At 58.7% G+C, this 16484-nt stretch carries 10 protein-coding genes; 6 read left to right on the forward strand and 4 right to left on the reverse strand.

The window, feature by feature from the left end; translation table 11 throughout:
* Positions 1-43 precede the first annotated feature (43 nt).
* The 3 genes from pdxB to rlmM all read right to left on the reverse strand — a co-directional run bounded on the left by pdxB (position 44) and on the right by rlmM (position 2676).
* Entirely contained in the window at positions 44-1186 is a 1143-nt protein-coding gene (gene pdxB, locus J3P77_RS14745) for a 4-phosphoerythronate dehydrogenase PdxB (RefSeq protein WP_434677343.1), read from the reverse strand.
* 65 nt (positions 1187-1251) lie between these two features.
* Complete coding sequence (tusA, locus tag J3P77_RS14750) at positions 1252-1506, reverse strand: sulfurtransferase TusA (protein ID WP_434677344.1); 255 nt, start codon at positions 1504-1506, stop codon at positions 1252-1254.
* A 93-nt stretch (positions 1507-1599) separates the two neighbouring features.
* Positions 1600-2676 (reverse strand): 23S rRNA (cytidine(2498)-2'-O)-methyltransferase RlmM, encoded by a 1077-nt coding sequence (gene rlmM, locus J3P77_RS14755; RefSeq protein WP_434677345.1) that lies wholly within the window; start codon positions 2674-2676, stop codon positions 1600-1602.
* A 188-nt stretch (positions 2677-2864) separates the two neighbouring features.
* On the opposite strand from rlmM, the gene acnA reads away from it, so the two are divergent.
* The 4 genes from acnA to J3P77_RS14775 all read left to right on the forward strand — a co-directional run bounded on the left by acnA (position 2865) and on the right by J3P77_RS14775 (position 9349).
* Positions 2865-5606 carry an aconitate hydratase AcnA gene (acnA, locus tag J3P77_RS14760; RefSeq protein ID WP_434677346.1) on the forward strand — a complete coding sequence of 914 codons (2742 nt, stop codon included), beginning with the start codon at positions 2865-2867 and terminating at the stop codon, positions 5604-5606.
* A 237-nt stretch (positions 5607-5843) separates the two neighbouring features.
* The gene (locus J3P77_RS14765) at positions 5844-7409 is read left to right on the forward strand and encodes a methyl-accepting chemotaxis protein (protein ID WP_434677347.1); all 1566 of its coding nucleotides are present in this window, start codon (positions 5844-5846) and stop codon (positions 7407-7409) included.
* 304 nt (positions 7410-7713) lie between these two features.
* Positions 7714-8391: a hypothetical protein gene (locus J3P77_RS14770; protein WP_434677348.1), complete on the forward strand. Its 678-nt coding sequence runs from the start codon at positions 7714-7716 to the stop codon at positions 8389-8391.
* A gap of 412 nt (positions 8392-8803) precedes the next feature.
* On the forward strand, positions 8804-9349 hold the full coding sequence (locus J3P77_RS14775; RefSeq protein ID WP_434677349.1) for a hypothetical protein: 546 nt from the start codon (positions 8804-8806) through the stop codon (positions 9347-9349).
* Positions 9350-9419: 70 nt separating this feature from the next.
* On the opposite strand, the gene J3P77_RS14780 is transcribed toward J3P77_RS14775, so the two are convergent.
* On the reverse strand, positions 9420-11552 hold the full coding sequence (locus J3P77_RS14780) for an autotransporter outer membrane beta-barrel domain-containing protein (protein WP_434682025.1): 2133 nt from the start codon (positions 11550-11552) through the stop codon (positions 9420-9422).
* 427 nt (positions 11553-11979) lie between these two features.
* Between J3P77_RS14780 and J3P77_RS14785 the strand changes: the two genes are divergently transcribed.
* Positions 11980-13818, forward strand: a complete 1839-nt coding sequence (locus J3P77_RS14785; RefSeq protein ID WP_434677350.1) for a hypothetical protein — start codon at positions 11980-11982, stop codon at positions 13816-13818.
* A gap of 49 nt (positions 13819-13867) precedes the next feature.
* Positions 13868-16471 carry a hypothetical protein gene (locus tag J3P77_RS14790; RefSeq protein WP_434677351.1) on the forward strand — a complete coding sequence of 868 codons (2604 nt, stop codon included), beginning with the start codon at positions 13868-13870 and terminating at the stop codon, positions 16469-16471.
* Positions 16472-16484 lie beyond the last annotated feature (13 nt).

Genomic DNA, 16484 nt, shown 5'->3' on the forward strand with positions numbered 1-16484 from the left:
AAACCCGACCCTGGCGTCGGGTTTTTTCTGCCTGCCGATTCGCTCAGACCAGCTCTGCGCCCAGCGCCAGCACCAGTTGGCGCAGCTGTGGAGCCTCGCCTTCCAGCCCGACTTTCAAGCCCTGAATTTCCCGACGCGGCGGGTAATGCTTGCGCAGCGCATCGAAGGCCAGGCGTTGAGCCTGGGTATCACCCACCAGGCTGCGGCGGAAATCCGCGTCATCGCGCCGCGGATCGTAGACGCCACGGCACAGCATGTTCAGCGCCCAGGTCGGGTCTGTCTCGGCATCCAGTATGACTTGCGCGAGCCATGGCCGGGGCAGCAGGTCCTCAAGAAGGATCGAGGCTGGCTGGCCGAGAAACGCGCACAGCGCCTGATAGATCTGCGCGGTCCCCCGCTGGCGTCCGTCCAGACTGTAGCCGGCAATGTGCGGCGTGCCGATCACACACAGATCGGCCAGGGCCATGTTGACTTGCGGCTCGCCTTCCCAGACGTCGAGCACCGCTTGAAGGTCTTCGCGTTCGAGCAGCACGTCGTGCAGCGCCGCGTTGTCGACCACCGCGCCGCGGCTGGCGTTGATCAGCCACGTGCCCTGGCGCAACTGACCCAGGCGCGTTGCATCAAACAGATGATGTGTCCGCTGCGCGCCCGAACGGGTCAGCGGGGTATGAAGACTGATCACGTCGCAGCGCTGCACGATTTCGTCGAGGCTGACGAAGTCGCCGCCCTCGGCTGCCTGTCGCGGCGGGTCGCAGACCAGCACGCTCCAGCCCAGCGCCTTGAGCACCTCGACCAGCCGCCCGCCAACCTGGCCGGCGCCCACGATGCCATAAGTGCGCTGGCGCAGATCGACACCTTCGATTTCCGCCAGCGTCAGCAGGCTGCCGAGCACATAGTCGACCACGCCCCGCGCGTTGCAACCGGGCGCGCTGGACCACCGGATACCCGCCTCGTGCAGATATTCCAGATCCAGATGATCAGTGCCGATGGTGCAGGTGCCGACAAAACGCACCGGGCTGCCTTCAAGCATGGCGGCGGTGACCGGCGTCACAGAACGCACCAGCAGAATATCGGCGTCCGCTACCGCCGCACGGTCGATGGACCGCCCCGGCAGGCGGCGAATCTCGCCGAAGTGGGAGAAAAAGGCATCGAGCAGCGGGATGTTTTCGTCGGCGACGATTCGCATGGGATGTACTCGGTAGTGCTGCGTGAGGGTGTCTGTACGTGGTCTTGGAAGTGGCCCGAAAGACTTTAGTCGGCCTTTTTGCGGATCCAGTACAAAAACGTCGAACCGTCGGCTTGCTGCTCGATCAGTTCATGGCCAAGAAACACACAGAACTTGGGAATGTCTCGCTGAGTCGACGGGTCGGTGGCGATGACCTTGAGCAGACCGCCGCCGTGCAGGTCACGCACCTTCTGGTGAAGCATCATCACCGGTTCCGGGCAGTTGAGCCCGCTGGCGTCCAGAACGGCGTCGACGGGCAGATTTTCGATGGATTCAGACATGTGGCACCTCAGAAAGCTGGCAGGCATTGTTACCCATATTGGAGAACACGCCAAATGCCGCGGGGTGCCGATGTTGAGGTTGCGGGAGCAGCCCTAGCCTTTTTTCTGGCTCCTGGCCGCATCCAGTCGACGCAAGTGGCAGGTGACTTCCTCGCGGTCGTGGTACAGCTGTTTACAACCGATCGAGACACGAACACCGCGCTCCTTGAAGCCTTCTTCTATCCGGTCGAGCAAACGACGCACTTCGGCGTAGCGCTGTTTCATCGGCAGCTTGAGGTTGACCACCGCCTCGCGGCACAGGCCCTCGCCCAGCCAGCTCTCCAGCAGCGCGGCACTTCGGGCTGGTTTCTCGACGATGTCGCAGACCATCCAGTCCACCGGCTGGCGGGGTTTATAGGTAAAGCCGTCGGCCATCAGGTGCTGCACCAGGCCGGTGTCCATCAGGCTTTCGGCCATCGGGCCGTTGTCGATGGCGGTGACCAGCATGCCGCGGCGCACCAGCTGATACGTCCAGCCGCCGGGCGCCGCACCGAGGTCGACGCCGGTCATGTCGCCGGACAGCCGCTCGTCCCACTGATCGCGAGGGATGAAGTGGTGCCAGGCCTCTTCCAGCTTGAGGGTCGAGCGGCTAGGCGCTTCGCGAGGAAATTTCAAACGTGGAATGCCCATAGGCCACATCGCAGAATTGCCGGCATCGGCGAGCCCGAGAAACACTTCGCGTCCGCTTTTGAACGTCAGCAGCAGGCGCGGCCTGAGCGGGTCATCCACCAGCTTGCCGGCCTGGGTCAGCGCCTTGCGCAGCGGTGCCTCGAACTTCTTGCAGAAATTGGACAGTTCCTTGCCTTCATTGGTGTCGACCACTTCCAGCCAGAGGCTGCCGCACACGGGAAAGCCCGTCAGCCGCTCCAGAATCACGCTGATACGGTCGGTTTCCGGCAGCTCGACAAAGGTCCCACGTGCCCACTGTCGCGGGAAAATCAGGCCGGCAAAACGCTGCCCGCTCATCAGCCGCTCGGCGCCATCCGGCTCACTGCAGACAAATTCCGCACAGGCCGTGTCCGGCCGGGCCTTGGCATAACCGGCTACGTCGAGGCGCGCAGCCACATCGGCGATTTCCGAGCACACCTCACCCTCGAAACCGGGTCGGCAGTGCATAAACAGCGTATTCATGGGGACTCCTGGGCAACGGCGACGCAGGCTTGACCCCGCAGATTCAAAAGCCGCGCATGATACCGAAATCAGGAACCACTGGCTCGGCCTGACAGTCCACTAGGCTGAAACCTCCAACGGCGCCCTCGACCTGATGTTTGCCGGCGCCTGATGCATGAAGCCTGCACACATTCCAAAAGGAGCCGTTCATGCCTTCCCTCGATAGCCTGAAAAGTCTCAAGACTCTCCAGATCGACAACCACACTTACCACTATTTCAGCCTGCCCGAAGCGGCGAAGACCCTTGGCGATCTTGACCGCCTGCCAATGTCGCTCAAGGTGTTGCTGGAAAATCTGCTGCGCTGGGAAGACGACAAGACCGTCACCGGCGCAGACCTCAAAGCCCTCGCCGGCTGGCTCGACGAACGCCGTTCCGACCGCGAGATCCAGTACCGCCCCGCGCGCGTACTGATGCAGGATTTCACCGGCGTACCGGCCGTGGTGGATCTGGCGGCGATGCGCGCCGCCGTGGCCAAGGCCGGCGGCGACCCGCAGCGGATCAACCCGCTTTCGCCCGTTGATCTGGTGATCGACCATTCGGTAATGGTAGACCGGTCCGGCGATCAGAAAGCATTCGGCGAAAACGTCGATATCGAGATGCAGCGCAATGGCGAGCGCTACGCGTTTCTGCGCTGGGGCCAGAGCGCTTTCGACAATTTCAGCGTGGTGCCGCCCGGCACGGGCATCTGCCACCAGGTAAATCTTGAGTACCTGGGCCGTACGGTCTGGACCCGGGAGGAAGACGGGCGCACTTACGCTTTCCCCGACACGCTGGTCGGCACCGATTCGCACACCACGATGATCAATGGCCTGGGCGTGCTCGGCTGGGGCGTCGGCGGCATCGAGGCCGAGGCGGCGATGCTCGGCCAGCCGGTGTCGATGCTGGTGCCCGAAGTCATCGGCTTCAAACTCACCGGCAAACTGCGCGAAGGCATCACCGCCACCGACCTCGTACTCACCGTGACCCAGATGCTGCGCAAGAAAGGCGTGGTCGGAAAATTCGTCGAGTTCTATGGCGACGGCCTGGCCGAACTGCCGTTGGCCGACCGCGCTACCATCGCCAACATGGCGCCCGAATATGGCGCTACCTGCGGGTTTTTCCCGGTCGACGACGTGACGCTGGACTACCTGCGCCTGTCCGGTCGCCCTGCGGAAACCGTGAAGCTGGTCGAAGCTTACTGCAAAGCCCAGGGCCTGTGGCGACTGCCCGGCCAGGAACCGGTGTTTACTGACAGCCTGGATCTGGACATGGGTTCGGTTGAGTCCAGCCTCGCCGGCCCCAAGCGGCCGCAGGACCGCGTGCCGTTGCCGGCGGTGGCTCAGGCTTTCGAAGACTTTCTCGGCCTGCAGGTCAAACCGGCCAAGGTCGAAGAAGGTCGGCTGGAAAGCGAAGGCGGTGGCGGCGTGGCCGTCGGCAATGAAGCGCAGGTCGACGGCGAAACGACCTACGAGTACAACGGCCAGAAATATCCCCTGCGCGACGGCGACGTGGTGATTGCCGCGATCACTTCCTGCACCAACACCTCCAACCCCAACGTGATGATGGCGGCGGGTCTGGTGGCCAAGAAAGCCGTGGAGAAAGGCCTGACCCGCAAGCCATGGGTGAAGAGTTCGCTCGCGCCGGGCTCAAAGGTGGTCACCGACTACTATCAGGCCGCCGGCCTGACCCAATACCTCGACGCGCTGGGGTTCGATCTGGTGGGTTACGGCTGCACGACCTGCATCGGCAACTCCGGCCCGTTGCTCGAACCGATCGAGACGGCCATTCAGCAGTCGGATCTGACGGTGGCATCGGTGCTGTCGGGCAACCGCAACTTCGAGGGGCGCGTGCATCCATTGGTCAAGACCAACTGGCTGGCTTCGCCGCCGCTGGTGGTGGCCTATGCGCTGGCCGGCACCGTTCGCCTGGATATCAGCAGCGAACCGCTGGGCCAGGGCTCGGATGGTCAGCCGGTATACCTGCGCGACATCTGGCCGAGTCAGAAGGAAATCGCCGAGGCCGTCGAGAAGGTCAATACCGGCATGTTCCACAAGGAGTACGCCGAGGTCTTCGCCGGTGACGAACAATGGCAAGCCATCGAGGTGCCGCAGGCCGCTACTTACGTGTGGCAGGAGGACTCCACCTATATTCAGCATCCGCCGTTCTTCGAAGACATTGCCGGACCGCTGCCAGTGATCGAGGACATTCGTGGCGCGCGCGTGCTGGCGATGTTGGGAGATTCGGTCACCACCGACCATATTTCCCCTGCGGGCAACATCAAATCCGACAGCCCGGCCGGCCGCTACCTGCGGGGCAAAGGTGTGGAGGCGAAGGACTTCAACTCCTACGGCTCACGCCGGGGAAACCATGAAGTGATGATGCGCGGCACTTTCGCCAACATCCGTATTCGCAACGAGATGCTGGGCGGCGAAGAAGGCGGCTACACCTTGCACGTGCCCACCAACAAGAAACTGTCGATCTACGACGCGGCCATGCAATACCAGACCGAAGGCACGCCGCTGGTGATTATCGCAGGTCAGGAATACGGCACCGGTTCCAGTCGCGACTGGGCGGCCAAGGGCACCAACCTGCTGGGCGTGAAAGCGGTGATCGCCGAAAGCTTCGAGCGTATCCATCGCTCCAATCTGGTCGGCATGGGCGTGTTGCCGCTGCAGTTTACCGGCGGGCAAAGCCGCAAAACTCTGGGCCTTACCGGTCGCGAAACACTGGCCATCAGCGGCCTGACCGACAGTGACATACGGCCGGGCATGCCGCTGCAGCTGGAGATCACACGGGAGGATGGCAGCCAGCAACAGGTCGAACTGCTGTGCCGCATCGACACCCTCAACGAGGTCGAATACTTCAAGTCAGGCGGCATCCTGCACTACGTGCTGCGCCAGCTGATTGCCTGAAATCAGCGAGGCGTCCACCGCGCCATGCAGCCCGTCCGGCCAGCGCCGCACGGGCTGCCCTTCCTGATCGAGAGGCTCAAGCACGAGCCTTTCAGAGCGTTTGCCTACTCCACGCCCGGGCTCTGCGCATTGATATCCGTCAAGGACATTGCCGCCGATTTGCCCCGGGGCGCTTAATAAATGACTGCACCGGCCGATACTCAGCGAAAGCCTCCTGCACCGAAGGACCCATTACCCATGCGTAACAACCAGCCCATCACTCAACGTGAGCGGACATTTCCTGCAGCACAGCGCCTGATTTCAACTACCGATACCAAAGGCGTGATCAGCTACTGCAACGACGCCTTTCAGGAAATCAGTGGTTATACCCATGAAGAACTGGTGGGTGCCGCGCACAACCTGGTGCGTCACCCGGACGTGCCTTCGGCGGTCTTCGCGCACATGTGGACAACGCTCAAGAGCGGTCTGCCGTGGATGGGCATCGTCAAGAACCGTTGCAAGAATGGCGACCATTACTGGGTCAACGCTTACGTCACGCCGATGCTGGACAACGGCAAGGTCGTGGGTTTCGAGTCCGTGCGGGTCAAGCCGACCGCCGAACAGATTCGGCGCGCAGAGGCACTGTATGCCCGCTTGAACAAAGGCCAGGCTGCCGTGCCGAACCGCGACAAATGGTTGCCGGTGTTGCAGGACTGGCTCCCGTTCATCATGGTGAGCCAGCTGAGTTTTCTGATCGGTGTGTGGCTCAACAGCGAGTGGGGCTTCGCATTGGCTGCGGCGCTGTCGGTGCCGCTGGGTCTGCTGGGCCTGACCTGGCAGCAACGTGGCACCAAGCGCCTGCTGCGCCTGGCCGAACAGACCACCTCCGACCCGCTGATCGCACAGATGTACACCGACAGCCGCGGACCGCAGGCACGTCTTGAAATGTCGATCCTCAGCCAGGAAGCACGCCTGAAAACCTGCCTGACCCGTCTGCAGGACACCGCCGAACATTTGAACAGCCAGGCTCGCCAGTCCAACTCGCTGGCCAACGCCAGTTCGAACGGTCTGGAGCGCCAGCGGGTAGAAACCGAACAGGTCGCCGCGGCGATCAACGAAATGGCAGCCACCACACAGGAAGTCGCCAGCCACGTGCAGCGCGCCGCCGACGCTACCCAACAGGCCAACGAACTGACCCGTCGTGGTCGCGACATCGCCGGCGAAACGCGCGCCGCGATTCAGCTGCTGTCGACCGCGGTGGGTGAAACCGGCCTGACGGTTACGCAACTGGCCAAGGACAGCGATGAAATCGGCGGCGTGGTCGACGTGATCAAAGGCATTGCCGATCAGACCAACCTGCTGGCGCTCAACGCCGCCATCGAAGCGGCCCGTGCCGGCGAGATGGGTCGCGGCTTCGCGGTCGTGGCCGATGAAGTTCGCCAGCTGGCGCAACGCACCACCGAGTCCACCGGCCAGATCCACGGGCTGATCGCCAAACTGCAACAGACCGCCAACAACGCCGTGCAGACCATGAACAACGGTCATCGCCAGGCCGAAGAAGGCGTCGCCCGGGTTCTGGAAGCCGACCAGGCGCTGGTAGGCATCAGCGAAGCCGTTGCCAACATCACCGACATGACCACCCAGATCGCCACCGCCACCGAAGAACAGAGCGCAGTGGCCGAAGAGATCAACCGCAACATCGCCAACATCGCCGACCTGGCCGACAAGACCTCGGATCAGGCCAATCGCTCGGCGATATTGAGTGCTGAACTGACGGATACTGCCAATTCGCAGTATTCACTGGTGGAGCGGTTTAATCGGTAGGTTTTGATTGGCTGGGAAAGAACCCTGACAGGCTTTGGTTTGTTGGGGTTTTTTGTTGCTCGAAATTAATAGACCTGGCTCAGCGCACCCTAAGTTCCCACATCGGCATCTCTATCCCATGAAGGAAATTTCCCAAGCAGCTAAATACGCCTTCTAACAGGATCGTTTGGCGTTGACTAAAGCTTTGTTGTGCGGTTACGTGAAGTTGGGCGTGAAAGACAAATAACTGGAAACGTTCCAGCTGAACGCCCCACTCTAACGATCAACAGAACAACTAAAGAAGACTATGATTCCGGAGAACATCATGAACAAAACTAACAACCAAAGAGATCCTCTTGTACCTCAGGTTCCGGCGGCAAACCCCGAAGATGGCCTGCTACCTGTTTCAGCGTTGGCAACCCCACTTCAAGTCAACATAGTGGCAGATCAAAGCATGCGACCCGGCGATTACTTACAACTAAAGCTGAATGACAGGACATACAGCCGCAGAACTATTAAAGAAGGTGAAAATCCAGGGGACATAATCACGATGTGGCTGGATCAAAAACTGCTCCTGATCGAAGGAAACTATGACTTGGGATTCGCCTTTATTAACGCCGAAAATGGCGTCGAGACGTGGTCCCAAGCTGTAACTATCGTTGTAGACCGCACTGCCCCCGGCGCAACGCTCCTGGCACCAGCCATCTTCCCCCATATCACTTTCGGCGACGTGCTCCATGGCACCATCCCCGGCTACGCAGGCATGGAGCCCGGCGACGTGATCCAGATGCTCTGCAACGGCGTCGAGGGGCCTGCGCTGGTCATCAGCCCCGATCACCTGACGAAGCACCCGATCCAGATCACCTTCGAGCGTCCTTTTCTGGACAGCCTGAACAGTGAATCCGTCCGCGTCAGCTACCACGTAACCGACCGCGCGGGTAACCGATCCATCGACGCTCAAGCGGTGGACCTGACCTACCAACGCTCCATGCCCGCCAACTAGCATTCTTTCGAATAGCACAGTGAGTGTCCGCCACGCATTCGCGTGACGGACATTCATTAGAATTGTGAGTGAATCTTCCTATACCTGAGTAGGCAAAATCCGAGACCTCTAAAAAAGGACAGTTATTGTACTGCCGCGTAGTCCGGCTCCTACATACTATTTCAAGAAGTTCGATTGCCATTTATTGACCCTGCATATGTTCACCCCTGTATTTACAGGGCTTTTCGTCCCGAAAAAGCCATTAACGGACTACAGACCGAAATACTTGGAAATATCCTTGCCAGCACTTTCTTCCGATTCGCGCCCGACTTGACTCCGCGCAGTTTCCTCTTTGTAATATTTCTCGTGAACTAACCCGGCGGCTACACCGCGCAGCTCAGTTCAAAATTTATCTAATAATCAAGAGCGAAAGATGGAACGAGAATTCCCAAACAACAAATCCGCAAGCGCTTGCAATTCTGGCAATCCATCTGAAACGACGTCTGGAGAACAAGAACCATTGTTTAAGAAATGCATCACCAATACAGGCGCGGTCGTAGCGCCAGGAGGCGCACCACTGGATATCTCGTCAGATCTGAAAGCCCCGGTGCTGCCCAACTCGAATCCGGCCGCCATCAGTTATGAACAAGCCCATGCGGGCGTCACGATTCACATCCCTGGATCACCGCATATGCGCTGTGGCGACGTCATCGTGTTCTACTGGGGCTTGCATAAATCGGTGTCGCATCTGTATCAGGACGCGAACAATGCCAGCGTGGTACGTGTTCTGTGCATCACCTATAACTTTCTGCCCCATGCGCAATACGGGCTCGTCGATCTGTACTACGAGGTCCACCGCTGCGACAGGGTCATTGGCAGGTCGCCGACCTTGCGGGTGACCGTCAACTATTTCAACCCGACCACGCCAAAGCAGAGACAGCGTAAACGCTCGGTCAGCCGCCGTTATCCAGGCAGCTAAGCGAAAGGCCCCCGATGAGTCATCATCGGGGGCCCGGTTTAGTGCCGCCTTTTCTTATTCTGGCCAAGTGTCAGAAAGCGAACCGCAACCCGACATTCGCGCCCCACGGCTGCTCAACGCGCTTGCCTTTCATGTAATCGAAATCAGCATGCACCTGCACCCGCTCCGAGAGCGACACCGATACCCCGGCCCCCAACTCGGCGCGCGTACCGAACAGGCTGTTGTCGAACCTGTTGTCATTCACTTGCACGTCATTATTGCGGGAAAACTCCTGGGCCATGGCGACCCGCACATAAGGCTGCAACACCCCGCCATCCTTGAGCGGAATGTTTCGACCGGCCGAGGTACCGACCTTGCCCAATACGGACCGGGTATGCTGATTCTTCGCCTCCAGGCCATTGTTCAGCCGATAGTCCTCCCCCTGAATCACGACCGTGGACAACTGCGCAAAGGGCTCCAGGAAGTAGTCGTCGGCCAGCTTGATATGGCGGCCGAACTCCAGCGAACCACCGATGCCCGTGTTGGTGTAATCGCCTTTGGCTTTGCTTGCGTCGCTCATGGCCACGTCCGCCTTGTTACGGAAGCGGTTGAGTTTCAGCACAGCGTCCAGGTAATAACCGTCCTCCAGCAACCAGGTGCCGTAGGCGCCGACATAGTAGCTGTTGACCTCGCCTTTCGTGCCATGGCTCAGGTCCAGATCGGACTTGCTGTAACCACCCAGCACACCGAACAGCAACTGCCCGCTGCTGACATCGACAGGCGCGTCGGCCCCCAGCGACAAGCCGCTGGTCTGTTGCCGATAATCGATTCCGTCGCCGGTGGTGGCATTGAGCCGATTGCCATAGGCACGCATCCAGCCACCGCTGGTCCCGCCATTTCGGATCTCGCCCATCCGCGTACGCAGCGTCGACAGTTCGCTCTTCCAGATCGAAGGCGCGGCGTTATACAGCGCCAACGCAGTGTTGGTGGACGGACTGGTGGTCCTGCCATCGCCGACGATAAACCAGTCATTGCCCTGCTGTTCCAGCAGATAAGAGTACGCTCCAAGGTCTACACGGCCACCGATCAGGCTGAACTGCGCATCGCCGCCTTCCGTGTGCACGATCTTGAGCGGCTGCATGTCCGGTGAAACCACTTCCACACCGGTATTACGCACCCGCAGTCCGAAGTCGCCGTTGGCCTCACCGTCGACCTTCAACAGATCTCCAACGCCCTGGTCCAGGTCGACTCGCATGCCGAAGGTGCCACTGCCGGACAGCTCGCCCAGCAACAAGGTATGGAAGCCTGCTTCACTGAAACGGACACCGCCACCGTCCATAGAGAGCGACTTGACGGCATGGTCACCTATCATCTGCCATTGCGCGCCAGAATTGATGGCTAGCGTATTGCTATTGATGATGTCGCCGGTGAGTTGAGCGTTATTCTGCAGGATGACATTGAGGATGCTGACATCATCGGCGACGAGGTTGCCACTCAACACACTGTTGTCGACGGTAAAGCGAGTCTTCGTTGTCTCGACGCTTTCCAGCAGATTGCCGTTACCCGTTCGGAGAGTCGAATGATTGGCGATCTCTATATCCGCCTCATAAGGTTTGCCACCAGGAGCCTCGACTTTTATAGCTGCACCTTCTGTGCCTTCGATGACCGACCCATTGACATACAAGCGGCCGTGGGAAGTGTCTGCCTCTCCCGAGGTGGGGGCGGTAAACTGCATGGAAACTCCATTTACCGAGCCGTTGACATAGCTGCCAGCGAGCACATTGCCCACGCCACCAAAGATACCCATGCCCCAGTCGTATTTACCGAATGTACCTCCTGATACCGTCGTATTGCTCAAGGTGGCCGAACCTCCCGTGACATGCAACCCGCTACGTGGCGCTGTCAACTGGCTGTCGACGATCGTAGCCGTGGAGCCCGCGTCGACGAGAACCGCGATTCCGTTGCCATCGTTGCTTATCGTCGAATCAGCAATCTGCAAATCACTATGTCCCTGAGCATAGATGCCGGTTCTGACCACAGTGTTGCTGGTCAACACGGCTGTAGACGAATCTAGAAAAAGGTGTCCGATTGAGGCCCCTTCCGATTTGAGGGTGGAATGATCGATCACTCTGTAGGACCGCTCGGGCGTCGAGCCATTGATTGGCAAGGTTTGCCCGTGACCGACCTCGATCGTAGGCACATCTCCCCAATCTTCCACCCCCATGTCTGTCGCCGCTAATTGTTCAGCTGCTGCGGACATACTGCTGATGCACAGCAACGCCCCCATCCGGACTGCAGCTTTCTTTCCAAATAATTCGATCAACACTATAAAAACCCCTCCGAGTATGAGGGGCCCTATTTTGCTCAACCCAGCAACTTAGACGTGTTGGTGCCATCCCTCGCCCCGTAGTTAACTTCTGAAATTTAACCAGATATTTCCTACAAATAAATCCGCGCCTTTCACCCGCACCCAGACAGCCCACCTGGAACCTAAAACGGTGTTGACAAGCGGTAAATAAATCTATTACGTCCGCAGCAGGTAGAAAAAATTCCTGCCATACAAGCGAAATATTTTATACGGGGTCAGACGCCTTCCGGAAAGTCAGGCCCTGCCTGAAAACGTTATCTTTTGATAGCATTGGAGAACCATCATGACAAAACGCTACGCACACTTCAGCGCCTATAGCCCACAGGAAGAAGCAGCTCTTGAACTCGAAAAGCCTTACGTCCCATTGGCGGATGAAACTGACGGGCTTATCAAAACCATCGACCTGACTTCCGATGTAAGGGTGGAGTTCCCGGTCTGGGACTCGGCGCAAGAGAACGATACCTATCAGCTTTTACTCAATCAAATTCCGATTGGCGTCGAAAAAAAACTGATCACCGTTCCCCCCGTCGGCACCATTCTGACTCTCGACATACCGGTCGATACGGAACTTAAAGTGGATGGTCAATATGTTCTCGGCTATAAGGTATTTACCAGTCCTGGAAACAACACCCTTCTATCATTCGAAACAATTATTCAGGTTGATCGAACTCCTCCCGGAGCGCACCAACTTGGGTATATGGATTTTCCGGACGAGGCCAAGGACGGACTCACCGCAGAAGAACTGCGGAACATGGGCGATGTACTCCATGGGAGGATTTTCGGTTACTCCGGTTTGCGGAAGGGCGACGTCATCAAGACTTACTGGGGAGCGGTGCCTGGACCCGAGATCGAAATCGACGGCGATGAAGACGAGAGTTCACCCATTGAGGTGCCGTTCACCAAGGCATTCCTCACCAGCCTCGACAGCCCGGCAGGTGCGACGTTCTACACCGTGACCGACCGTGCGGGAAATGTATCGGCAGAGTCAAGCAAGGTTACCATCCCGCTGTTCCTTACCGAAGTAACCCCTGGTCTCCCGGCCCCCGTTGTAGACGACAATGACGGCGTGATCGACTACGTAGAGGCTAACGCCGGTGTTCAGGTCAAGATACCCACCTCCACTTTTGTGGAGGAAGGCGACGAGATCTTGCTGTACTGGGGCGCTGAGAAGCTTGGGCCTGTTCCTGTGGATCCCGCAGACATCGGTCAGCCGTTCATTCTTGTCTTCGATGTTCCATTCCCGATCATAGAGTCGGCTGGGAACGGCCTGCGTCAGCTCAAATACGAGGTTATCCGGGACGGCCAGCTGGCCGGAGTTTCCGACGACCTTGATCTGACGGTCAATATCGAGCTGCCTGTACCGGGAACGCTGGACAAGCCTACCGTCCGCGGCGGTAGTGGTACACCGAGCAACGAAGACAACTTCATTGATGAAAATGACTTCGAGCTTAACGCCACAGTGATTATCAACTGGAACCCGAACTTTAAGGCCTCTCAGACTGTTACCGTATTCTGGGGCGGACAGGAAGTTCTGGCTCAGCCCTATATCATTACCAACTCCGACGTGGTCGCAGGGCGCCCGCTTTTACTGACCGCGTTGAGTAGCAAGTTCAAGCCCGTCGGAACGGGTAACGACATTCGTGTTTATTACACCGTAACCGTACTGGGCAATCCAAACACATCGACATCACTGGAGCAATCCATTGTTGTGCGCTCGAAAGACGAACTGCCAGGTGGTCCGGATGGACCGGATGCTCCGGAATTTGCGGCGCTGAATGAAAACGGCTCTATCAATGTTGAGAACGGCGCTAATGGCGCACCGGTTTTTATCAAACCCTATATCAATATCGCGGCCGACCAGGTCATTGTTTTCACTTATGAAGCGTACGACCGTCTTGTGGGCGGCGTGAAGAAATTTGAATGGACACATACATCCCCCGCGTTGACTGAGGACAATGTCATCAACGGCTATGAGTTGACTGTCCCGAGGCCAATTCTCGACAGCCATTACTTTGGCCATGCCGAAGCGACCTTCCAGGTTCGTAGTGTAAACGGCCAGGGGAACTCCAAGCGCGCAAGCGTTTATGTCGACATGCGAACCACACAAATCCGCAAATTCTGAATCTGTGGCGGGGTTCGCCCCGCCACTCAATTAAATTGAGGACTGAAAAATGAGCTCAGCAAAATCAGTTAACGGACTGCCGGAACCTTTTGTGCTTAGTTATAACAGCCAAGGTGTCGGCGATATTGATGTCGCCGACCCGTCTAAGCTTCTGGAAGTTCTGGTTGGGCCTATTGATGTAAGCCAGCGTGATCGTATTGACCTTTTTTGGGGCGCAAAGGATGACCCTGTCGACAGCTATATTCACTCTCCGGATGCACCCGATACCAATGGCATATTCTCGCTCTATGTGAATACCCGCTGGATCAAGCCCGGTATGCCTGCGGTCAGATACACCTACACACGTTATCCGGCAGGAGTACCGGAGCACTCACCGGTCAAAAACGTAATAGTCAAACTCTCCATCCCCGGCGGCCGGGATCCAGACCCCGCAAGCCCGTATGAAAACGAGAAGCTGCGCTTACCTGTCATCACTCCGCCCGGAGTGATTACATCGCCCGACGGCGTATCAGTCACTATCCATCCATGGGAAAACATGAGGGAAGGGGATCTTCTGTCCGTGTACTGGCACGGCATCGCGATTAATTGTCCTGCGTTGACTTCGGCGCAGATCGGTCGGCCGGTCGTGGTGACTGTCTCCAGGGACATCATTATCGAGGCGGGTGACTCCGATAACATTGTGGTGCGCTATGACATCAGGGATGTGGTCAACAACTGGTCCAGGTTCTCGTTACCCGCTTACGTCGAGGTCGAGGCCGGCAACTCCAGTCTGCCGGCACCCGTCGCCCCTCAGGCACCTGAGATGCAATTGGACCTGGACAAGCTGGCGGGTGCAGATGTGCAGGGCCTCGTGCTGGCCCATCCAGATATCACGCCCGGTGACATGATCAACTTCGTCGTTGAACGCACGACGGCTGAGGGCATCACGCTGCCGCCGTATACCGCTTCGAAGGTCGTTCAAGTGCCTGGAAGCTTCGTTGAGTTCCTGCTACCCAACGCGCAGTTCCAGGCAGTTGCCCAAGGCCGGGTACGCTTGAAATACACAGTCAGTAAAAGCTCTGGACCGAGCCTGCGCTCAAAGAGCCTGCCGCTGGCCGTCAGGGGTCAGGCTCAGCAACTGGCTTTACCTGTCATCCCGCAGGCCATGAATGGATTGCTTGATCCAACGCTTCACAATGTAGTGACGCAGGTCCCGCCCTACTATTTCATGGCCGCTGGCAACGATGTCACGCTGGTGTGGATGGGCAAGACGGCATCGGGCGCGACCGTCATGCACGAAGAGCGCAAGACTCTCAATCAGGATGACGTTGGTAAAACCGTCAATTATCTGATTCCGGATGAAAAGCTCCGAGTGCTGGCGGGCGGTTCGCTTGAGGTCTATTACACCATCACTACATACGCCAAAGCCTTCTTCAAATCACCGGTATTGAAGCTGTTGGTAGACAACGACCACAATGCCCCGCTCCCCCGCCCCCGCATCAAAGAAGCCAACGGCGACACCCTTGACCCGATCAACGCCCCGAACGGTGCGACGGTGATCATTGACGCCAGCGCCAACCTGCGTGCCGGAGAACGGGTGTTCACCATCTGGCAGGGACCCAAGGGTTATGGCGACAAGGACCAGATCGTTACCGATGCCCAGGCAGGCAAGACCCTGGAGGTGGTCTTCGCGCCGTCGCTGGTCACCGATAACGCTGGCGAGGTCGTGCATGTGGTTTACGCGGTGTACCGTCTCAACGGTCCGATGCAGCGGTCGGAGGCCATCGACGTCACTGTCGTCGACAAGCCCCTGGACCTGCCAGCACCACGTATGGATACGGTCGGGGCCGACGGCGTGCTGACCCCGTCGCTCATTCCGGATTCCGGCGCGACGGTGCGGGTGAGTTATCCGGGCATGGGTCCCCAGGACAGCGTGGTGGTGCAGTGGCGCGGAGCTTCCGTGCATGACACGCCTGCGCAAACGCCCGGCGGTAGCGAACTGCTGTTTACGCTGCCCAAGGCGTTGATCGTCGCGACGGCGGGCGCTGCGGCGAGTGTCCTCTATACCGTGACGCGCGGCGGTGCAGTGACCGCTTCGCCAGCACTACCCCTTACGGTCAAGGCGGGCATGAGCTTCGACACCTCGCCGGTCGCGCTGGGAGGCAAGGTGTATCTGCTGCCGGGAACGCCGGATATCCTGCCACAGTTCCCCGACGGCACCACGATTCGGCGTGTCGCCAGTGGCGGCCAGACGCCCTACACCTACGCATCGAGCAACACGCTGGTCGCGCAGGTGGATCACACCGGTTTGACCTCAGTGCGCGGTAATGGCAAGGCGATCATTTCGGCAACCGATGCGCTGGGCGAAAGCAAAAGCTATGAGGTGACCGTGACCGGCGTCATTCATTGCCTGGGTATGGGCAAAGGCAGCTACGCGCAGGTGGCGGCGGCCGCGGCGAGCAAAGGTGCGCGAATGCCGTCGATCTACGAGCTCAAGGAGATCTACGACGCGTATGGCAGTCGCTGGCCGATGGGCAACGGCAATTACTGGTCCTCGACTGTCGCGGCCGTAAGCCTGATCGGTCTGACCTGGTACTACGTGAAAAATCTGGTCACAGGCAAGGACTTCAAATTGATGCATCACAATGTCAGCCTTGGCGTCGCTCTCCGCTAGCCGGCGGATGGCG

It is taken from the genome of Pseudomonas sp. R1-18 (assembly GCF_051132095.1).
Lineage (GTDB): Bacteria > Pseudomonadota > Gammaproteobacteria > Pseudomonadales > Pseudomonadaceae > Aquipseudomonas.